Genomic DNA, 19,770 nt, shown 5'->3' on the forward strand with positions numbered 1-19,770 from the left:
CTTTTTTGCGTGGGATTAACCCATATATATTTAGTTTTGAGCCATATAGTCCAAAGCTCTAACTGGACTATCAGATTTCTTTGCTGGTACCTTTAAAACTGTACCAGGTACAAGAGCACCAGAATCGTTAATATTGTTGAGTTCCTTCATGGCATATACCATTTCACGAACATCCATATCTTTATGAGCTGTACGTGCTGCAATATCCCACATTGTATCGCCTGCTTGAACCTTTACTTCACGTATATTATGTGTATTTACCTCTGTTGTAGGATTTGACATATTATAACCAAATAATACTGTTAAGCACATTCCTACCATCATCAATATATTTTTCATCTCATACCTCACATTTACATCGAACATAATATCTGAGAACATTTGTTTGTTTACATGCTTATAATACCACACGAACGAATGTTCGGTCAAGCGTTTTAGAACAAATGTTTGCAAAAACTTTTAAAATTGCCTATAATAGGTATATAAGTTAAGTAAATATCTTATATTTTTATTATATAGTACGTTATGCGGTAATTTTTACGCATAGTTATATTTACATTTTTTGACATTAGATTGACTTTGGAGGTTTATCGTGAGACGCCCTGCTACAGATATTAATACAAAACAGCGCCGTATATTAGACTTTATAAAAGATTCATTACATAATGAATATCGATGTCCTACAGTTCGTGAAATCTGTACACATGTAGGGCTAAGTTCCACTTCTACTGTTCAATCTCATTTAAATGCGCTAGAAAAATTTGGCTATATTAAGCGTGATCCAAATAAAAATCGTGCTATTACTGTTTTAGAAGATACTAAACCTTCTATCTCAGTAACTGGTAATGAAACGTCTAGCTCTGATAACTTTGAGTTTTTAGGTGCAGGTCTTAAACAAGTACCTCTTATCGGTACTGTACAAGCAGGTATGCCTATTACTGCAGTAGAAAACCTAGAGTCCACGCTTACATTGCCAGTTCAATTGACTGGCGATTCTGACTGTTTTTTATTACGTGTTCAAGGCGAATCTATGATGAATATCGGTATGTATGAAGGTGATATGCTCATCGTGCGGCATCAAAATACTGCTAATAACGGTGATGTTGTTGTTGCTCGCATCGATGATGAGGCAACCGTAAAACGTTTTTATAAAGAAAATGGTCATATTCGTTTACAACCTGAAAATGATGATTTTGATCCAATCATTGTAGATGATTGTCATATTGAGGGCCTTGTAATTGGTCTTGTACGAGATAGAATATAAGCAACAAAAAACGGCAACATATTGTTGCCGTTTTTTTGTTGCATGTATAAAGTTTATTTTTAATGTAAACTATTTTCTCTCCGTAGAGTAGCAAAAATAGCACCTGATATATTATGCCATACACTAAAAATAGCCCCTACTAGCGTTGCTAATGGATTTAATGCAAAATTTGTTGCTGCCAATGTTACGGCTAAACCACTATTTTGCATTCCTACCTCTATTGCTAGCGCTGTAGTTTTATCATATCTTAATTTAAGCAGTGCTCCTACACCTAATCCTAGTAGTAGACCTAGTATATTATGTATACCAACAACAATAAGTGTTTCAAGCCCAGAAATCAATAATTTCTCTTTGTTAATAGCAATAATGGCTGCTATTAACAGTATAATAGCAATCATTGAGAAGATTGGACTAATGCTGGTTAAAGTATTGATATGTGATTTACATACATATTGGATTACTGCGCCCAATAAGATTGGCGCAATAATAACTTTTACCATAGTGATCATCATAGGTAGTACTTGAACATCTACCCATGCGCCACCGATATATAAGATTAATAATGGTGTAACTATGGGAGCTATTAATGTTGAAGTAATTGTCATTCCTACAGATAAAGGGACATCACCATTGGCAATATAGGTTATAACATTACTGGCTGTCCCACCGGGACAACAACCTACTAATATTACACCAATAACAATATCTGGTGATAAGGTAAATATATGGCAAATTCCCCAAGCTAATAGAGGCATTATTGTATATTGTGCAAGTACACCAATACAAATATCTTTTGGATGTCTAAGAATACTACATAAGCTTTCAAACTTAATAGTAAGCCCCATGCCAAACATGGCTATACCAAGTAAGAATGGTGTATAAGCGATTGCCCAAGTAAAGTATTCTGGTACTATATAGGCAATACATGAAAAGCCTAGGATTATAAAAATTAAGTATTTGGAAAGGACGTTGTTGAGTGTAAGTAAATGATTCATAACTTCTCTCCTTATTTTGGATCGTATGAGAAGTTATCGATAAGTCGTGTAGAACCAATATATATAGCCATAGCCACTAATACTGGGGCAGTAACCTCTTGTACAGGTTGCATAGTCTTAGCATCAACAACTGAAATATAATCTATTTTAGCAAGTGGTTCGGTTTGTATAGTGTCTGTCATAGTATCAATGATACATTTAGCAGGGCAACCATATTGTATAGTTTGTTTTCCCAATTGAATAGCTTTATACAATATGGTTGCAGCTTTCCGTTCTTCACTAGACAAATATGTATTACGAGAAGATTTTGCTAAACCATCTTTTTCACGAACAATGGGAACACCAATAATATTGACAGGAAAATTTAAATCAAAGACCATTTTACGTATAATGGCTAATTGCTGTGCATCTTTTTCACCAAAATACGCATTTGTTGGTTGAGTAATATTAAAGAATTTTGCCACCACAGTGCAAACGCCTTTAAAGTGAATTGGTCTGCGAATACCACACAATGTATCAGATAAATCCGCAATGTTTACAAATGCCTTTTTATCTTGGTACATTTCCTCCGGATTTGGAGCAAAAATAAGATCGACACCATGTGATTCACATAACTTTTTATCGCTATTAATATCACGAGGGTAAGTACTTAAGTCTTCATTTTCTCCAAATTGAATAGGATTTACAAATATAGAGACAATGACCTTATCGTTATTTTTTCTAGCTTGATCTATTAATGCAGCATGTCCTTCATGTAAGAATCCCATGGTTGGTACAAAACCAATTGTGTAACCTTCTTTTCTCCAGCTATTTACTGTATTCCGTACATTTTCGATAATTGTTATAAATTCCATTATATTCCTCCGTTATATTGTAAATACGAAGATAGTCTCCTATACAGTCTACTGTAATTCGATCAATGACAATTATTTTTGATCAACTAATAAACCATGTTTCTCATAGTTTTTTATATGACTTATCTTGTTATTGTTATCTACAAATACAACGAGAGGATTATGGCTCTCAACTTCGCTTTCATCAAGCTGTACATAACACATGATAATTATCTTATCATGTACTTGTACATGTCGTGCGGCAGCACCATTTAAACATATAACACCACTACCTGCTTCTCCGGCAATAGTATATGTACTAAAACGCGCTCCATTATTAATGTTTACAATTTGAACTTGTTCATATTCTCGTATTCCGGATGCATTCAATAAATCAGTATCAATCGTAATGCTCCCTACATAATCAAGTTCTGCTTGTGTCACAGTAGCTCTGTGAATCTTACCTTTTAACATTGTTAGTATCATGCTAAACTCCTTGTGTTATAAATGTACCCGCCATATTGGTCGGTTCGAACTTTCACAATTTGTCTGTTTATCATGAATTAACAGTAGACTAGAGTATAGTTAAAAATACTATCTCCAGAGAAATTATACCATAATTATAAATTTTTACATTAAAATACAATTAATATAATACAAATAATGTCACTCTAATCAAAAATAACAGTAAGATTGTAGTATAAAATAAAAACCAGTAGCTACAATGTAGTTACTGGTTTTTATTTTATACTGATATTTTATTTTAGATATTCTGCTAATGCTTTATCAATATATGCTGCTTCATCAGCCGTCGGTTCACACATTGGTAAATTAAATTTTCCCACAGGTAAGCCAATTTTACGGGCTGCATATTTGACAGGAATCGGATTTGTGGTGATGAACATTGCTTTTATGATTTCTGATAAGGCTTGATGAATACGAATCGCTTCGTGGTTATGACCAGATTCATAAGCTTGAATCATAGCATTCATATCTTTGCCTGCTACATGAGATACTACAGATACGACTCCACATCCTCCAACGGATAACATCGGTAATGTAAGACCATCGTCCCCACTATATACCATGAAATCATCTCCAGGCATTAAGCGCTTAATTTCAGAAGCAATCATTAAATTACCACTTGCCTCTTTGATAGCACAAATATGTGGATATTCGTTATGTAGTTGAACTAAGGTAGTTGGGAAAATACCTGTCCCCACACGACTTGGTACATTATACACCATAATTGGCAATGTAGTAGCTTCTGCAATAGTTTTAAAATGCAAATATTGACCTTGTTGGTTAGGTTTATTGTAATAAGGTACTACAACTAGCAAACCATCGATACCATCGATTTTAGAGACTTCCTTTACAAAGTCTGCAGAAGCTTTTGTATCGTTACTGCCTACATTGGCAATAATCGAACCTTTATGTCCACATTCTTTTGCAATCGCATTAAATAGAGCTAATTTTTCGTCTCTAGACATAGTTGGGTTTTCACCCGTTGTACCACAAACTACAAGACCATCAGAGCCATTATCTAACAGATAATTGGCGATATCTATACAATTTTCAATATTTACAGATCCATCACTATTAAAGGATGTCACCATAGCTGTTAACACTCGACCAAAGGTTTTCATATATATCCTCCCCTTGATAGATTAAAATGCTTGTTTTTCCACCAAGTACTCAGCAATTTGCAACGCATTAAGAGCTGCACCTTTACGAATTTGGTCCCCTACAATCCAGAAGTTCATACCGTTGTCATTGTATAAGTCTTTACGAATACGACCTATTTCACAGTCGTTTTGATTAGATGTATACAATGGCATAGGGTAAATTTGTTCAGCAGGATTATCTTTAACTTGTAAACCAGGGAATTTTTCACATGCCGCCTTGAAAGCCTCTACAGATACAGGTTCTGCTGTTTCTACCAAGACAGATTCAGAATGAGAGCGATATACAGGAACACGAACTGTAGTTGGAACTACTTGAATAGTTTCGTCATGAAGAATTTTTTGCGTTTCGTAAACCATCTTCATTTCTTCTTTAGTATAATCATTTTCTAAGAACACATCAATTTGTGGCAATAAGTTGAATGCTACAGGATAGTGTTTAGGAGCAGAGCCAGTTGGCAACAGATTTGCTGTCATTTCTTCGCCTGCAGTATATTGTTTTACTTGATTTTCAAGTTCTTCAATACCTTCTTTACCTGCCCCAGATACAGCTTGGTATGTACTTACAACTACACGTTTAATTGGAGAGAGATCATGAAGAGGTTTTAATCCTAAACTCATGATAATTGTAGAGCAGTTAGGATTTGCAATGATACCTTTATGTTTCAAAATATCTTCTGGGTTAACTTCTGGTACTACGAGTGGAACTTCAGGATCCATACGGAATGCACTAGAGTTATCGATTACAATAGCACCGCGTTTAGCGGCTTCAGGCGCTAATGTTTTAGATATAGAGCCACCTGCAAATAGCGCAATATCAATATTATCAAAAGATTCAGGTTTTGCTTCTTCTACAATATATGTTTTACCATTCACAGTAAGTTCTGTACCTGCAGAACGAGCGGAAGCTAATAGTTTTAAGTTTTCATAAGGAAAGTTACGTTCTTCAATAAGTGTAATAAATTCAGCACCTACTGCACCAGTAGCACCTAGAATAGCAACATTAGGTTTTTTCATTGATACATCTCCTTGCACAAAAATTATAAATAATGTTCTAAACCGTATGTTAAGCCAGTTTTAGAACTAATTTTTTTACATGCTAATACTACGCCTGGCATAAAAGATAAACGGCTTAAGCTATCATGACGTATGGTTAATGTTTCATCATAACCACCAAATAATACTTCTTGATGAGCCACATAACCTGGAAGGCGTACACTATGAATTGTTACATCGTCAACCTTAGCACCACGAGCACCTGGTAAGCTTTCACGAGTTAAATCCTCATCAGCAGTTACCTTAGCAGCTTGTTTAGCATCGTTAATCAATTTAGCTGTTAAAATAGCTGTGCCAGAAGGCGCATCGTATTTGTGATTATGATGTAATTCTATAATTTCTACATTAGGGAAATATGGAGCGAGCTCTGCAGACACTTTCATCATCATTACCGCCCCAAGAGAAAAGTTTGGCGCCACTAAGCAATTCGCTTGATTGGAACGACCTATTGTATCAAGTTCATCACGTTGTTCTGCGGTCAATCCTGTAGTACCGATGACTACATGAATACCAGCAGATAACATTTTCTTCGCGTTTTCATAAATAACTGCAGGATTAGTGAAATCTACAATCACAGCAGGTTTATTTGTATCTAATACCTCATCGATGGAGGCATTTATCTTGATACCTAATTGTTCGATTCCTGCTACAGAGCCTACATCTTCCCCTGCCTTAGTCGGATCAATACCACCAACTAATGTTAAATCAGGATCGTTATGTACTGCTTTGACCACTTCACGACCCATTTTGCCGCCAGCGCCATTTACCATTACTCGAATCATATATACCTCCAAAAAAGCCAGTGGATGCATCCACTGGCCTTATAGATTATATAACTATATATACTCTTACGAAAAGCTCAATGATAGCACTCCACCAATACAAGATTGATGACAGTTGTCTATCTATTAAATAGACAACCAGAACGATGAGTCGCAATCATCGAACTTCGGCAAGCATCCCTTTTATCATGGATCAATGCATGCCTACTCCTCATGATTACTCTTAATACTCGCACCTCTATCAACATATTCATTTAATACTATTAGTATAAGTAATTATGCGATTTTAGTCAATTAAAATGGTCAATAAGTTCTTTCGCCGCCGCAAGTGCTGTAGCAGACATTTCCTTACCAGACATCATAGACGCGATTTGAGTTACTCGTTCTTCCTCATTTAAGACTACTAATGTAGAGATTGTACGATCATCTTGCTCGATTTTAGATAGATGATAGTGTTGTTTCGCAATACTTGCAGTTTGAGGCAAATGAGTAATACAAAATACTTGATTTGTTCTAGATAAATTAAGTATTTTTTCTGCCACCTTAAGTGCTATATCACCACTGATACCAACGTCAATTTCGTCAAATACCATCGTTTTAAAAGCGTCACTACGGAATACTGATTTAAAGGCTAATGCAATGCGAGCTAACTCACCGCCAGATGCTACTTTATGTAGAGGTAATAACTGTTCCCCTTTATTCGCAGAGAATAGCATTTCAATAGACTTTGCACCTAATGAGGATAACTCAGTCCCCTCTTCAATATGAAATTGAATATCCCCTTTGGGCATCCCTAGATCCACTAATTCTTGATGTAAGGCCGTAGCAATATCTTTTGCATTTTTTTGACGTACCTCGTGTAAAACTGTTAACGCTTCTTCTGCTACCTTTTTTGCTTCTTCAAGACGAGTTTCTAATTCATCTTGAGCAAATACAAGGTCTTCTAGTTCTTCTAAACGAGATTGCGCCTTTTCTTCGTATGCTAGAATATCTTCTACGGTTTCACCATATTTTTTCTTTAAGCTATAAATTGTGGTATCTCTGTCTTGGCAATATTTATAACGCTCTTCATCGTAGCTGATAGTATCCCTGTAACGATCTAAAGATTGTGCAGCTTCTTCTAGTTGGAAATAAGCAGAGTCCACCATTTCTGAGACTTCTTTTAACTCGCTGTCATATTTTACTAGATCATTAACCTCTACCTTAATCGAGTTAATCGTATCAAGTAATGGTTGACGTCCATTATAAAAGGCATCATAACAAGAACCTAAAACCTTATCGATATGTTCAAAACTGTCAAGACGCTTAAGTTCTTCTGCAATAGTTACATCTTCACCAACACTCAGACCAGCATCTTCAATTTCATCGATTTGGTATCTAAGCATATCAAGCTCCCGGGCTCGCTCAGACATATTTTCTTGTAAATGATCTACATCTTGTTTTGCTTGCTTATAAATTTTATACGCATCAGTATAAGCTTTATAGGCTTCCTTTCCTTCTTTATTAAAAGTATCTAAATATTCATGATGTGTATCAGCGTCTAGTAAACGTTGGTTGCTATATTGTCCGTGAATATCTGCTAAGTATTGACCAATCTCCTTTAAAGCTTTTAAAGGTATTGGTTGATCATTAGCCAATATACTAGATTTGCCATTACGGTTAAAGGATCTTGATAGAATTAACTGGCCTTCTTCTATCATGATATTTTTAGACTCTAATAGGTCTTGAATACTTTGGTGATTAGCAATATCAAATATTCCATCAATAACAAAACTATCTTTACCGTGACGAATAAACTCGCTACTTGCGCGTTCTCCTAATAGGATACTAAAGGCATCCATAAGAATGGATTTCCCTGCCCCAGTTTCGCCGGTAAAGATAGTAATGCCATCATTAAATGAAATATTCATTTGCTCAATCAACGCAAAGTTGCGAATGCTCATTTGCGTTAACATATTATTAGTCCTTCATTAAATCTTGAATTTTCGCTAAAATTGCTGGAACTTCAGCTTCGGATTTTGCAATTAACAAAATAGTATCGTCCCCTGCTAATGTACCAATAATTTCAGTCCATTTTGCATGGTCGATAGAAAATGCTACAGATTGAGCAGAACCAGGGATTGTATGTAATACAACTTGGTTTAAACTGTGATCAACTTTAATCAAAGAATCTTGGAATAGTCGGTTAATACGACTACGAGATAAAACTACATTTTCCTCTGGAGATAATGCATAACGATAATGTCCATCGCCTGTAGGAATTTTGATTAACATTAATTCCTTAATATCACGAGAAACTGTAGCTTGTGTAACTTCAATACCTTCTTCTAGTAAAGCCGCAGCTAATTCCTCTTGTGTTTCAATCGCCTTGGACTGCACGATCTCTTTAATTTTGTTATAGCGATAGCGTTTCATTTTGAACTCCCTTTTTTAAACCTTGCACATAAAAGAGAATAGTATCTTTCTGATAATATTATACCATATATTCATAATTAATATATGGTATAAATCGCATATATTATACGTCTTATGCATATTATATTAATATTTAAAATATTGTTAATATTCTATATATTGATAACGTACAAATTCATAGCTCATAAGGTTCATCTATTTATAGGGAATTAATAATTTAAAAATAGAAAAATATACATGTATAATTAAAATCCCCTATAAAGGGGGGTTTACTAACTGAGTATGAGTTTTATTCATAATGAATAAAGATATATTTCGTTTTATCGTTTTTGCAATATAAATAACTCAGGTGGATTATGTATTTGGTTCATCGGATGCCAATGGCATACATTATATATTTTCTGATCTAAATCTGATAAATACGATTTAAGAGACTGCATTTCTTCAAATCCCTCTGTTGTTCCAGGGTAAGCAACTATTGTAATAACTCCAGACTTGGAAAGTTTGTGTAAACCTTCATTTATGGCATCAATGGTTTGATGCGGTTTTGTTACAACTTGGTGATCTCCTCCAGGTAAATATCCTAGATTAAAAATCATTAAATCAATAACTTCATCCTTTAATTGATGAGCTACTGCCAAATCATGAGAGTCATGAATAAACGTTAAACTCACTTCTGGCGCAATATCATTTGATTGTAAAAGCTCCTTGCTAGTTTTAATAGCTTTCATTTGAATATCAATTCCATATAGATGGCATGCCTTTTGTGCCCGTTTAGAAAGGTATAAAAGATCATGGCCATTACCACATGTAGCATCTACTACCACTTTGGCATTTTCCATACATCTATCCCAGATTAAATGTTGGAATTGAACAGCATTGTTAATGTTAATCACAAAACCACCCCACTTGAGATTTGGTTATAACAATTCATCTCGACGAGATGCTAACTTTTTAAATAGTGTACCAAAGAAACATTGATCCTTGTATCGTACAAATAAACAATATACAGGGTTAGAGCTTATATGTAAGGTTTCTTTATTTGTAAAAGTATAGTCAAATGTACCATCAATACAAATATGTAATTGTGGTTCTCTTTCCGGCATTGTAATTTGAATCGTATCATGTTCCTCTAAAACAAGGCTTACACCTTGAATTAAATGTGGTGCTACTGGGGTGACAATGATAGATCGATTATCTGGTTTCATGATTGGACCACCAGCCGATAGATTATAGCCGGTAGAACCTGTAGCAGAGGAAATAATTAAACCATCCGATGGATACATTTGCGTGTGTTGATTATTTATGGACATATTAATTCGAGCCATTTTAGCAGGCTCAGCACGAGTGATAACAATTTCGTTAATGATAGGAACAAGTTCTTCCTCTTTACCCTCATGACGTTCTATATAAGCATATAAATGTCCACGCTTTTCAATATTATAATCACCATTAGCAATACGTTTAATATGACTTTGCATTTGATGAATTTCAATTTGATTTAAAAAACCTAGTTCGCCAAGATTAATACCACAAACAGGTACATTATATGGATAAATTTGTCTTGCAAGATGGATGATGGTACCATCACCACCAAAACTAAAGGCAATATCGATTTGTTTAAAGATTTCTGGGCGACTTAAAATATGAGTTTCAGGAATCTTAAGTACTCGTGCAGGTGCATCTGATTCGAGATCATCTGGCAAAAATACTTCGATACCTTCATCTTTACAAATATGTGCAGCCATTTTTAGAACTGCCATAATATTGCTTTTCCCCATATTGGGAAAGAATCCGATACGCATAGTAATCTCCTATAATGAATGGGCTTCTGCAACCACTGTATCAATCAAAGTATCATCAATGGTTAAGGCCCCTTCTTCGTACTTTTTAAAATAACCTAAAAACTCTATATTACCTTCCATACCTTTAATTGGTGAGAAAGTTAAGCCATGTGTATACAATCCACAATCATACGCAACGTGTAAAATACGATGTAAAACTTCTTTATGGATTTCACTATCTCGCACTATACCGCCCTTACCAACATTTTCTTTACCAGCCTCAAATTGTGGTTTTATTAAGGCCACAAGTGAGCCCGTATCTTTTAATAAATTAGTAGCTACTGGTAAAACTTTGTCTAAAGAAATAAATGCTACATCAATAGAAATAAAATCAACAAGTTCACCTATTTGTTCAGCAGTAACAGTACGGATATTTTGTTTCTCCATATTAATTACACGTGAATCTTGGCGTAATTTCCAAGCTAATTGATTATATCCTACATCGATGGCAAAAACCTTAGACGCACCGTTTTGTAATGCGCAATCTGAAAAACCACCTGTACTAGCTCCTATATCAATCATCACAGCCCCATGTAAATCGATAGGGTAAGTTTGAATAGCCTTTTCTAATTTAAGTCCTCCACGGCTTACATAAGGTAGGGTATTGCCTTTTACAATAATATTAGCATCCGCAGGAATCTTGGTGCCTGCTTTATCTATGCGCGTAGTATCCATAAATATAAGGCCCGCCATAATAGCTGCTTTTGCTTTTTCTCTACTTTCAAAAAGGCCTCGATTAACGAGGAGTATATCTAATCGTTCTTTATTGTTCATATTACACCATGATAAATACAATAAAACTGAATAAAGGCCACGAGAATACCGAGAATTAAACCACCAAATACTTCGATAGGTGTATGTCCCAACAACTCTTTTAATGCTTCTTTACGTGTAATGACAACAGGTATATTTTTTTTTGTAAAATAATCTACAATTTGATTAAGTATTTGAGCTTGTCGTCCTGCCTCTAATCGTACACCAGACGCATCATACATAACAATAATTGAAAATACTAAGGATAATATAAATAGATCCGTTACACCATTTTTAAGGTAAATCGCTGTTGTTGTAGCAATTACAAATGATGTATGTGAACTTGGAAAACCACCAGATCCAACAAGGCGTTCTGGACGGAATTTACCATGTTTTAAGAGTTGCCATACAAATTTGATAGTTTGAGCCGTAAACCAGCCCCAAAATGCAGCTTGTGCGATATAATTATGTGCTATTTGTGGTAATATATCAATCATTGTTTATACCTTCTACAGGTAATACCCATTAATTCGTACGTTCTAAAAGATAATCAATTAATGCTGATAGTATAGTTGTATCATAAGAAACCAAATTTAACGCATCATGAGCTTGGCTACCTACTAAGTAGGATTGATGTTTTGCTTGCTCTAAACCTAGTAAAGATACATAGGTAGATTTATGTTGGCGAATATCACTACCGGGTGTTTTCCCTAATTCTTCAATAGTACCGGTTACATCTAAAATATCATCAGTAATTTGGAATAATAATCCCAGGCAATTAGAATATTCCATAAGGGCTGTTCGCGTAGTATTATTAGCACTTCCAAGAATAAGACCTAATTCTACAGAAGCGTTAAATAGTGCACCTGTTTTACCAGTATGTAAAACCTTTAATTCTTCTAAAGGAATATGTTTATCTTCACTGAGCAAATCAAAGGCTTGTCCCCCAACCATACCTTCTGGACCAGCAGCAGTAGCAACACATTGTATAGCATCTAGTTTTTGCTGTGCACTAGCAACTGTATTTGAAGTCATCAATTGAAAGGCATATGTTAATAACCCATCACCGGCTAAAATAGCAAGTCCCTCACCGTATACTTTGTGATTGGTCAAATTACCTCTGCGATAATCATCATTATCCATAGCTGGTAAATCATCATGAACTAATGAATACGTATGGATACACTCCATAGCACATAGAAATTCCTTATAATCAGCTGGCTCTTTATGAAGCATTTCCAACACAGCCTTAGTTAAAATAGGTCGTATTCGTTTGCCACCTTGCATTAAACTGTAATTCATAGATTCATAAAGTTGTTCAAATTCTTGATTTGGGCTATTAAGTACTTCGCCTAACCATTGTTCAATATTTTGTTTGCTAGATGCTAAATAATCTTTGAACATAGAATCTCCTTATTCGCTGATGCGGACTTCTTCGATAATTTGTTGTACTTCATCTTCAACAGAATCGAGCATTTCAGCACATTCTTTTACCAAAGTTAAGCCCTTTTTATATTGTGATAAAAGCTCAGAAATGGTCATATCCCCATCATCTAATTGCTTAACAATATCTTCTAAGGCCTTATATTTTTTCTCATAACTTTTTAGTGATGTGGCCATCCTTGTGCGCCTCCTTTACCGTAGCAGTAATATAACCATCAGCTAGTGTAACTCGTATATCGTCATTTGGTTGTAATTGGGCAACCGATGTAATAGGTTTGTTATCATGCTCAACCTTTGCAAAACCTTTAATCATCATTTGTAATGGATTTAGTGACTCTAACTGTTGTGCCAATAATGCTAAGTTATGTCTCTCTGCATTACATCGTTCTTTAGTTGCATTAGTTAGAGTTTGTGAAAGCTCTTGTAAGTGTGATTTTTGCTTATGTAAAAATTGCAGAGCTGGAATGCCAAGTTTTCGATTAAAGAGCAATGTTAAATCTGTACGTTTTTGTTGTAGTGTATAGCGTATATATTCGTGTAAATACTCTTCTTTTTCTATCAGCTGATCTTGTAATGTAGTAATTGGAAGTACTGCCATTTCTGCAGCATGGCTAGGCGTAGCACCACGTACATCAGCTACATAATCACATAAGGTGTAATCTGTTTCATGACCTACCGCCGAAATAATCGGTGTATGAGCATTATAAATTGCCTCTACAACAACTCTATCATTGAAACACCACAAGTCCTCCATAGATCCACCGCCACGACCAACGATGATAACATCAATATCTGGATCAGCATCTGCCGTAGCAATTCCTTTTGCTATAATTGGGCCTGCGGTACTACCTTGTACAGGAACGGAAAACAATTTAAATTGAACTAGTGGATTGCGTTGTTTACTAACATGTAGAATATCATGTAATACAGCACCAGATTGGGATGTAACAATACCAATGCAACTCGCCATATAGGGTAAACCTACTTTATGGCTATCATCAAAGTACCCCAAAGCAGTTAACTCTCGTTTTAAAGCATCAAATTCAAGCTGCAACGGACTTTTAGCACCTATTTGCATATCTGATGCAATGAGATTTAAACGGCCCATTTTATTGTAAAAGTTAACAGATGCTTTTACAGTTACTAATAAACCATTTTGAATGGCATTAGCTAGTCCCTTTTGCATGACTGTACTAGACCACATTGTCACATCAATAGCAGATTCCTCATCTTTTAAAGAAAAATACATGTGACCACTACTATGACGTTTTGCATTAATAATGGTACCACTTACATATACATTCTTTAATAGATATTCACGATCTAAGGTACGTTTTATGAGATTGTTTAATTGTGTAATGGTTAATACATTCACGATTATCCTCTAGATTTTTGTAAATAAGCAGCACCAAAAGCATTACCTGTGGCATTATCAACAGAGAATTGTGGCTGTGCTACATGTAATTGGAAATGATTTCGTTTACAATAGGTTTCCATCCGCTTACGAAGTAAACTATTGCTCATCACACCACCTACAGCAATGAGTACACGAACAGATTTCTCTTTAGTATGATAAGTAATCATTTTTTCTAGAGCATTTCCAATGGAAGTAAAAACAGCTCTAGCTAACTTAGATTTATCTATATCACTCATAGCGTTATTTATACGCCGCATAGCAGCACTACAAGGACCGGCAAAGCTAATCCATCCGTTTTTTACAGATGATGGCAATGGTTCATATTCTGTAGTTTGTAATGCTAATGCCTCTAAATGTTTACCTGCAGGAAATGGTAAACCCAACGCGACACCTATGCGATCAACATATTGCCCCCCTTGTAAATCTTTAGAACCACCAACGATGTGAGATTCAAAAATACCGTTTCCTTGATAATGGCAATATACTAGTTCTGTCGTGCCACCTGATAGATGTAATGCCAAAAATGGCTCATTAGGAATATTTTTTAAATCCCTCAAAGCTGCTAATATATGATTCTCTTGATGTGCAAAAATATGTAAAGGCACATTCATAAGATGACTCAAGGTTTGCCCCTGTCCTAACCCAACCATAAAGGCAGGCATATAAGATCGTTCTTCACGGCGCGGAAAGCCACTAACACCTATACCGCTAATTGGTACCTGAGGCAACTCTGACATTAACTTAGGCAATACCTTTGTATGCTGAAAGACCATATTTGATTGTTGTAGTCCTCGCTCACCCAGTTTTACCTCTAAGATTTTACGTGTTTCCCCTACTATGTGAAAGTCGCTATCTACAATGGCACAACTTGTAGTGTAACAACTCGTATCAATGCCTAAGTAATATCGTTTCATTATTTACTCTTATTATATGCGTCTAAGATTGCATTAATTAATTTATAAGATGCATCAGAGCCAAACTCTTTAGCTAATTGAATGGCTTCATTAATAGCAATAGATGGCTCTAAAGGTTCCACTTTATTGGTCATTTCCCAAACAGCAATACGTAAGATAGAACGATCCACCTTATCTAAATTTGCTACTTTACGAGATTTACAGAATGGCTGTAATGTAGCATCAATTGCTTCAACATTTGATAGTACACCCTCTATAATACTATTTGCATATGCCTTATCCATTGCTTTATGAATGTTTCCTTCGGGAAATTGAACATCATTTTGATTAGTATGAAATTCATTGGCATATAACATTTGGAATGCGTATTGACGAGCCTCTCGCCGATTTCGCTTAGTTACCATGTAAAACTGGCTCCTTTTCTTTTACAATACCTTCAATATGCACATCAACCTTAATATGATCAAGATCTAGCATATTTTTTAAGGTTTGTTTGATTTCTAATTGCAATTGTTTCGATAATTCAATGAGATTATATCCATACAATGCTTTAATATAAATGTTAATTTCAATAAAACCTTTACGATGCTTTACATTGATACCAGGTAAGCTACGCTGACCAAAAGCATGGGTAATACCCTCTACCAACTCATCGTAAAAGCGTGGGCTTAAAGAATGAATACCAGGAATGGTTCCTAAAGTTTTTGTTGCTACATCAATGATGACAGAATCTGCAATATCAATGGTATCCGTGTCTAAACCATAATTTAATTGATTATCTGAACTCATAGAGATACCTCCTATGGCTGTTGAGGTGTTACTAAATCATCAAAAATAATGTCTTGTACAACTACATCAATAGTTTGAACCTCAATTTCTGTATAAGAGACTAAAGCAGTTTTAATGCGCTCTTGTAGACGTAAAACAACATCAGGAATACGATATCCATACTGAATGCACACATATAGCGTAACTGATATTGCTCCTTCATCGTTAAAGGATATCTTAACACCTTCATGATCGGATTTACGTCTAAAAAAAGTGTTAACGCCATCATTAAAGGTGGAACTCATATGATGAATTCCCTTTGTGTCAAGCGCTGTCATTGTTACAATTGTAGCATATACATCATCATTAATCTTAATCTTACCCGACTCTAGTTCAGTATTTTTCTTGGTCATACTGGCCTCTTTCAAAAAAAGCACCTGTCCCTATATATAATTACATAGACGACAAGTGCTTACAGTGCAAATGTTACGATATATGGGGAATAAGATTCCTTGAAAAGATCTTGCCCCAATACATATCAATGAGTATTAGGCACGTTCGATGTATTGTCCTGTACGAGTATCAATACGAAGTACATCATCTACTTCAATGAAGAGAGGTACTTTTACAGTGTAGCCTGTTTCTAATACGGCTGGTTTATTACCACCAGTTGCAGTATCGCCACGGATACCAGGATCTGTTTCAACTACGCGAAGTTCAACAGCTACAGGTAAATCGATACCGATTACGATACCTTGGAAGAACATGATGGATACTTCCATATTTTCAAGAAGGAAGTTTTTAGCATCACCTAATTGTTCAAGGGTAAGTTCAACTTGATCATAAGTTTCGTTATCCATGAATGTATAAGAGCCATCAGATTCATATAAGTATTGCATACGACGACGATCAACATGTGCTTTAGGCACTTTTTCACCTGCATTAAATGTACGCTCAACTACAGAACCAGTTTGCAAGTTTTTCATTTTAGTACGTACGAATGCAGCACCTTTACCTGGTTTAACGTGTTGAAAATCAACTACTTGCCATACATTACCGTCAATTTCAACGGTTACACCTGGACGAAAATCATTACTGGAAATCATCTAACTCTTCTCCTTCTAAATACCTATTTCAATTAACTCTTTTGGACTATGTGTCAACACCTCATAGCCGTCAGATTTGACGATGACACTATCCTCTATTCTCAATCCGATAGTACCTGTTATATAAATGCCAGGTTCTACCGTAATGATCATATTTTCTGTAAATACCGTATCGGATTTAGTATTGGCTACTGGTTCTTCGTGAATCTCAAGACCTACGCCATGCCCAGTACCATGATTAAATTCCTTGGTATATCCATGTTCTTTAATATAATCACGACAAACTGCATCAAGTTCTTTACCAGTAATACCAGCCCGAACTGCAGCTACGCCACGTTTTTGTGCTTCTAAAACTATACCATACAGCTTCTTTTGTAATTCAGAGGCAGGCCCCATTACAATAGTTCTAGTCATATCAGAATGATAACCCTTATATACTGCACCAAAGTCAAAGGTAACAAAATCACCTGCTTCAATGACCTTATCACTGGCTACACCATGAGGCATACTAGAACGATTACCAGAAGCAACAATGGTTGCAAAGGAAGGTTCCTCTGATCCACGTTTTAACATTTCTGATTCTAATATAATGCGCGCTTCGTTTTCTGTCATCTCTACCTTTAGTTGTGGTAGCAAGGCAGCAAAAGCATCATCACCAATTTTAGCGGCTTTACGCAATAAGTCTAATTCGTCTTCACGCTTAACCGCACGTAGTTTTGCAAAATTGATAGATGTAAAATTAAAGCGTTCATCTAATGTATCACATAAAGTTTCATACGTATCCACAGGCATTTGTTTGCCTTCTATACCGAATAAACCTTCGTGAATATGATGTTCATTGAATATATCTACAAGAGTATCCATAACAGTTGTTTCATATTGAATAACTGTGTACCCTTCACATTGTTTTGTTGCTTGTTCAGTATATCTGAAATCAGTAATCATAAAGGCTTTATCTTGAGTAATGATAGCAAAGCCTGTAGTACCAGTAAAGCCTGCAAAATAATGTAGATTTATAGGGCTTATTAAAATGACGCCTGTTAATTCTTGCTCTTTAATATACTGTTGTAGCAGATTTAATCCATTCATAATCTTGCTCCTAGTCTATAAAGTACAATTAATCTTACCATAAAATACCTATATTGAATAGAATTTTATGCTATTTTTTAAAGCCCTCTATCTGTTCAACGGTCAATTCCATTGCAGAACCAACCTCTTCAATGCCACTTAAATCAATATGACCAATCGTAAGACGTTTCAAATATGTTACAGTACCACCTGCAGCACCAATCATGCGCTTAACTTGATGATACTTACCTTCTTCAATTGTTACATGTACTGAATGTAACGATACAAATTCAATTTCTGCCGGTTTACATTGCGTACCATCTCCAAGAAGAATTCCCTCTTTAATACGTTGTATACCTTCATCAGATAGCGTTCCTTCAAATTCTACGTAATAAACCTTAGGCACATGTTTATTACCATTGATGATAGAATGTCCCCACACACCATCATTAGTTAATAGTAAAAGTCCTTCTGTATCCTTATCTAATCTGCCTACTGGAACTACTCCCATTTTTATGAATTCTGGAGGGAGTAAATCCATAACAACAGGGTGACTAGAATCTTCTACGGCGGTAACATAGCCCTTTGGCTTATGAAATTTTACATAATATAGTTGAGTAGTACTAACAATCTTACCATCAACAGCAACTATATCAACATCAATATCAATATGAGTATCTTTTTTCGTTGTTATACTACCATTGATGGTAACCCTTCTATCTTTTATGATTTGATGGACTTCTTTTCGACTACCATAAGCTTTATTGGCTAATAATTTATCTAGTCGCATTATGCATGACCTTGTAATACATCTACGTGTGCTGTATCATTGAGCAAGTTTAAAATATTATGATCAAATTCTCCCATGCCATTATAGAATATACGATTTATTGCTGTATTACCTTGACTAAAATTCCAACAATGACTAATGGAAATATCTAATAATTTACACAATAATGTTCGTATAGTTCCACCATGACAAGCAATGAGAAGTGTTTCCTCCTCATTATTAACATTGATGAATTCCTCTAGACCTGCCCATGCACGGTCTTGTAAATTCTTAAAGCTTTCACCATTAGGAACCTTAACTAGATGTGGTCGCAAATACATTTCATCTATCAAACCAGGCCAACGATCTTCGATATCTGAAAATAACATAGCTTCCCAATCACCAAAATTAAGTTCTCGTAAGCGTTTATCTACTGTAATAGGAGTAGTACGTTCACCGCGAATGACTTCAGCTGTAACTAAAGCACGACTCAAATCACTAGATAATATGCGATCAAATTTAACATCTTTAAGAGCCTGACCACATGCCTTTGCTTGATTTAAACCATTTTCATTAAGTGGAACATCTGTGATGCCTTGGTATTTTCCCATTTTGTTCCAATCAGTTTCACCATGGCGCACAATATACAATGTTTTCATAG

Annotated in this window: 25 protein-coding genes and 1 riboswitch; of the genes, 1 reads left to right on the plus strand and 24 read right to left on the minus strand. The window is 35.4% G+C overall.

Features of this window, described 5'->3' with window-relative positions; all coding sequences use genetic code 11:
• Window positions 1-30: 30 nt before the first annotated feature.
• A complete protein-coding gene (locus tag NE668_RS02290) occupies window positions 31-339 on the minus strand; it encodes a LysM peptidoglycan-binding domain-containing protein (RefSeq protein WP_021148155.1) in 309 nt (102 codons plus the stop codon).
• A 253-nt stretch (window positions 340-592) separates the two neighbouring features.
• Here NE668_RS02290 and lexA point away from each other — a divergent pair, with 253 nt between their 5' ends.
• The gene (lexA, locus tag NE668_RS02295; RefSeq protein ID WP_012864371.1) at window positions 593-1,264 is read left to right on the plus strand and encodes a transcriptional repressor LexA; all 672 of its coding nucleotides are present in this window, start codon (window positions 593-595) and stop codon (window positions 1,262-1,264) included.
• A 59-nt stretch (window positions 1,265-1,323) separates the two neighbouring features.
• Here the strand turns inward: lexA and NE668_RS02300 are convergent, their stop codons facing one another.
• The 23 genes from NE668_RS02300 to cobC form a co-directional block, all read right to left on the minus strand.
• A complete protein-coding gene (locus NE668_RS02300) occupies window positions 1,324-2,259 on the minus strand; it encodes a bile acid:sodium symporter family protein (RefSeq protein WP_021148154.1) in 936 nt (311 codons plus the stop codon).
• A gap of 11 nt (window positions 2,260-2,270) precedes the next feature.
• On the minus strand, window positions 2,271-3,113 hold the full coding sequence (gene panC / locus NE668_RS02305; RefSeq protein WP_021148153.1) for a pantoate--beta-alanine ligase: 843 nt from the start codon (window positions 3,111-3,113) through the stop codon (window positions 2,271-2,273).
• Window positions 3,114-3,185: 72 nt separating this feature from the next.
• Window positions 3,186-3,578, minus strand: a complete 393-nt coding sequence (panD, locus tag NE668_RS02310; RefSeq protein WP_227036956.1) for an aspartate 1-decarboxylase — start codon at window positions 3,576-3,578, stop codon at window positions 3,186-3,188.
• Window positions 3,579-3,850: 272 nt separating this feature from the next.
• The gene (gene dapA, locus NE668_RS02315; protein WP_021148152.1) at window positions 3,851-4,738 is read right to left on the minus strand and encodes a 4-hydroxy-tetrahydrodipicolinate synthase; all 888 of its coding nucleotides are present in this window, start codon (window positions 4,736-4,738) and stop codon (window positions 3,851-3,853) included.
• A gap of 21 nt (window positions 4,739-4,759) precedes the next feature.
• Window positions 4,760-5,791 carry an aspartate-semialdehyde dehydrogenase gene (locus tag NE668_RS02320; RefSeq protein WP_021148151.1) on the minus strand — a complete coding sequence of 344 codons (1,032 nt, stop codon included), beginning with the start codon at window positions 5,789-5,791 and terminating at the stop codon, window positions 4,760-4,762.
• A gap of 23 nt (window positions 5,792-5,814) precedes the next feature.
• Entirely contained in the window at window positions 5,815-6,612 is a 798-nt protein-coding gene (dapB, locus tag NE668_RS02325) for a 4-hydroxy-tetrahydrodipicolinate reductase (protein ID WP_021148150.1), read from the minus strand.
• A gap of 76 nt (window positions 6,613-6,688) precedes the next feature.
• Window positions 6,689-6,861, minus strand: a riboswitch (Lysine riboswitch).
• 41 nt (window positions 6,862-6,902) lie between these two features.
• The gene (gene recN, locus NE668_RS02330; protein ID WP_156697544.1) at window positions 6,903-8,567 is read right to left on the minus strand and encodes a DNA repair protein RecN; all 1,665 of its coding nucleotides are present in this window, start codon (window positions 8,565-8,567) and stop codon (window positions 6,903-6,905) included.
• Window positions 8,568-8,571: 4 nt separating this feature from the next.
• Entirely contained in the window at window positions 8,572-9,027 is a 456-nt protein-coding gene (gene argR, locus NE668_RS02335; RefSeq protein WP_004695825.1) for an arginine repressor, read from the minus strand.
• 320 nt (window positions 9,028-9,347) lie between these two features.
• A complete protein-coding gene (gene mnmM / locus NE668_RS02340) occupies window positions 9,348-9,923 on the minus strand; it encodes a tRNA 5-(aminomethyl)-2-thiouridylate-methyltransferase MnmM (RefSeq protein WP_004695822.1) in 576 nt (191 codons plus the stop codon).
• A 24-nt stretch (window positions 9,924-9,947) separates the two neighbouring features.
• A complete protein-coding gene (locus NE668_RS02345) occupies window positions 9,948-10,832 on the minus strand; it encodes an NAD(+)/NADH kinase (protein WP_119562958.1) in 885 nt (294 codons plus the stop codon).
• A 9-nt stretch (window positions 10,833-10,841) separates the two neighbouring features.
• Complete coding sequence (locus NE668_RS02350) at window positions 10,842-11,645, minus strand: TlyA family RNA methyltransferase (RefSeq protein WP_105086508.1); 804 nt, start codon at window positions 11,643-11,645, stop codon at window positions 10,842-10,844.
• Window positions 11,642-12,121 carry a divergent PAP2 family protein gene (locus NE668_RS02355; protein ID WP_227036955.1) on the minus strand — a complete coding sequence of 160 codons (480 nt, stop codon included), beginning with the start codon at window positions 12,119-12,121 and terminating at the stop codon, window positions 11,642-11,644. The genes NE668_RS02350 and NE668_RS02355 overlap by 4 nt, the downstream gene beginning before the upstream one ends.
• Window positions 12,122-12,149: 28 nt before the next feature.
• Window positions 12,150-13,028: a polyprenyl synthetase family protein gene (locus NE668_RS02360; protein ID WP_105086510.1), complete on the minus strand. Its 879-nt coding sequence runs from the start codon at window positions 13,026-13,028 to the stop codon at window positions 12,150-12,152.
• A 9-nt stretch (window positions 13,029-13,037) separates the two neighbouring features.
• Window positions 13,038-13,244: an exodeoxyribonuclease VII small subunit gene (gene xseB, locus NE668_RS02365; RefSeq protein ID WP_119562956.1), complete on the minus strand. Its 207-nt coding sequence runs from the start codon at window positions 13,242-13,244 to the stop codon at window positions 13,038-13,040.
• Complete coding sequence (xseA, locus tag NE668_RS02370; RefSeq protein ID WP_227036954.1) at window positions 13,219-14,442, minus strand: exodeoxyribonuclease VII large subunit; 1,224 nt, start codon at window positions 14,440-14,442, stop codon at window positions 13,219-13,221. Before xseA ends, xseB begins: the two co-directional genes overlap by 26 nt.
• Window positions 14,443-14,444: 2 nt before the next feature.
• Window positions 14,445-15,398 (minus strand): Kae1-like domain-containing protein, encoded by a 954-nt coding sequence (locus NE668_RS02375; RefSeq protein WP_227036953.1) that lies wholly within the window; start codon window positions 15,396-15,398, stop codon window positions 14,445-14,447.
• Window positions 15,398-15,802 (minus strand): transcription antitermination factor NusB, encoded by a 405-nt coding sequence (gene nusB / locus NE668_RS02380; RefSeq protein WP_004695805.1) that lies wholly within the window; start codon window positions 15,800-15,802, stop codon window positions 15,398-15,400. Before nusB ends, NE668_RS02375 begins: the two co-directional genes overlap by 1 nt.
• Window positions 15,792-16,187, minus strand: coding sequence for an Asp23/Gls24 family envelope stress response protein (locus NE668_RS02385; protein ID WP_004695803.1), 396 nt, complete (start codon window positions 16,185-16,187; stop codon window positions 15,792-15,794). The genes nusB and NE668_RS02385 overlap by 11 nt, the downstream gene beginning before the upstream one ends.
• A gap of 11 nt (window positions 16,188-16,198) precedes the next feature.
• Window positions 16,199-16,579 carry an Asp23/Gls24 family envelope stress response protein gene (locus tag NE668_RS02390; protein ID WP_004695801.1) on the minus strand — a complete coding sequence of 127 codons (381 nt, stop codon included), beginning with the start codon at window positions 16,577-16,579 and terminating at the stop codon, window positions 16,199-16,201.
• A gap of 135 nt (window positions 16,580-16,714) precedes the next feature.
• Window positions 16,715-17,272 carry an elongation factor P gene (efp, locus tag NE668_RS02395; protein ID WP_004695799.1) on the minus strand — a complete coding sequence of 186 codons (558 nt, stop codon included), beginning with the start codon at window positions 17,270-17,272 and terminating at the stop codon, window positions 16,715-16,717.
• A 15-nt stretch (window positions 17,273-17,287) separates the two neighbouring features.
• Window positions 17,288-18,361 (minus strand): M24 family metallopeptidase, encoded by a 1,074-nt coding sequence (locus tag NE668_RS02400; protein ID WP_008713897.1) that lies wholly within the window; start codon window positions 18,359-18,361, stop codon window positions 17,288-17,290.
• A 70-nt stretch (window positions 18,362-18,431) separates the two neighbouring features.
• On the minus strand, window positions 18,432-19,130 hold the full coding sequence (locus tag NE668_RS02405) for a pseudouridine synthase (protein WP_008713895.1): 699 nt from the start codon (window positions 19,128-19,130) through the stop codon (window positions 18,432-18,434).
• On the minus strand, window positions 19,130-19,768 hold the full coding sequence (gene cobC, locus NE668_RS02410) for an alpha-ribazole phosphatase (RefSeq protein WP_004697091.1): 639 nt from the start codon (window positions 19,766-19,768) through the stop codon (window positions 19,130-19,132). The genes NE668_RS02405 and cobC overlap by 1 nt, the downstream gene beginning before the upstream one ends.
• Window positions 19,769-19,770 lie beyond the last annotated feature (2 nt).

It is taken from the genome of Veillonella parvula, assembly GCF_024461875.1.
In the GTDB taxonomy this organism is placed as follows: domain Bacteria; phylum Bacillota; class Negativicutes; order Veillonellales; family Veillonellaceae; genus Veillonella; species Veillonella parvula_I.

Coding starts and splice junctions, on each gene's coding strand:
- NE668_RS02290 (WP_021148155.1), bottom strand. CDS start 339: ATGAAAAATATATTGATGATGGTAGGAATGTGCTTAACAGTATTATTT.
- NE668_RS02300 (WP_021148154.1), bottom strand. CDS start 2,259: ATGAATCATTTACTTACACTCAACAACGTCCTTTCCAAATACTTAATT.
- panC (WP_021148153.1), bottom strand. CDS start 3,113: ATGGAATTTATAACAATTATCGAAAATGTACGGAATACAGTAAATAGC.
- panD (WP_227036956.1), bottom strand. CDS start 3,578: ATGATACTAACAATGTTAAAAGGTAAGATTCACAGAGCTACTGTGACA.
- dapA (WP_021148152.1), bottom strand. CDS start 4,738: ATGAAAACCTTTGGTCGAGTGTTAACAGCTATGGTGACATCCTTTAAT.
- NE668_RS02320 (WP_021148151.1), bottom strand. CDS start 5,791: ATGAAAAAACCTAATGTTGCTATTCTAGGTGCTACTGGTGCAGTAGGT.
- dapB (WP_021148150.1), bottom strand. CDS start 6,612: ATGATTCGAGTAATGGTAAATGGCGCTGGCGGCAAAATGGGTCGTGAA.
- recN (WP_156697544.1), bottom strand. CDS start 8,567: ATGTTAACGCAAATGAGCATTCGCAACTTTGCGTTGATTGAGCAAATG.
- argR (WP_004695825.1), bottom strand. CDS start 9,027: ATGAAACGCTATCGCTATAACAAAATTAAAGAGATCGTGCAGTCCAAG.
- NE668_RS02345 (WP_119562958.1), bottom strand. CDS start 10,832: ATGCGTATCGGATTCTTTCCCAATATGGGGAAAAGCAATATTATGGCA.
- NE668_RS02350 (WP_105086508.1), bottom strand. CDS start 11,645: ATGAACAATAAAGAACGATTAGATATACTCCTCGTTAATCGAGGCCTT.
- NE668_RS02355 (WP_227036955.1), bottom strand. CDS start 12,121: ATGATTGATATATTACCACAAATAGCACATAATTATATCGCACAAGCT.
- NE668_RS02360 (WP_105086510.1), bottom strand. CDS start 13,028: ATGTTCAAAGATTATTTAGCATCTAGCAAACAAAATATTGAACAATGG.
- xseB (WP_119562956.1), bottom strand. CDS start 13,244: ATGGCCACATCACTAAAAAGTTATGAGAAAAAATATAAGGCCTTAGAA.
- NE668_RS02375 (WP_227036953.1), bottom strand. CDS start 15,398: ATGAAACGATATTACTTAGGCATTGATACGAGTTGTTACACTACAAGT.
- nusB (WP_004695805.1), bottom strand. CDS start 15,802: ATGGTAACTAAGCGAAATCGGCGAGAGGCTCGTCAATACGCATTCCAA.
- NE668_RS02385 (WP_004695803.1), bottom strand. CDS start 16,187: ATGAGTTCAGATAATCAATTAAATTATGGTTTAGACACGGATACCATT.
- NE668_RS02390 (WP_004695801.1), bottom strand. CDS start 16,579: ATGACCAAGAAAAATACTGAACTAGAGTCGGGTAAGATTAAGATTAAT.
- efp (WP_004695799.1), bottom strand. CDS start 17,272: ATGATTTCCAGTAATGATTTTCGTCCAGGTGTAACCGTTGAAATTGAC.
- NE668_RS02400 (WP_008713897.1), bottom strand. CDS start 18,361: ATGAATGGATTAAATCTGCTACAACAGTATATTAAAGAGCAAGAATTA.
- NE668_RS02405 (WP_008713895.1), bottom strand. CDS start 19,130: ATGCGACTAGATAAATTATTAGCCAATAAAGCTTATGGTAGTCGAAAA.
- cobC (WP_004697091.1), bottom strand. CDS start 19,768: ATGAAAACATTGTATATTGTGCGCCATGGTGAAACTGATTGGAACAAA.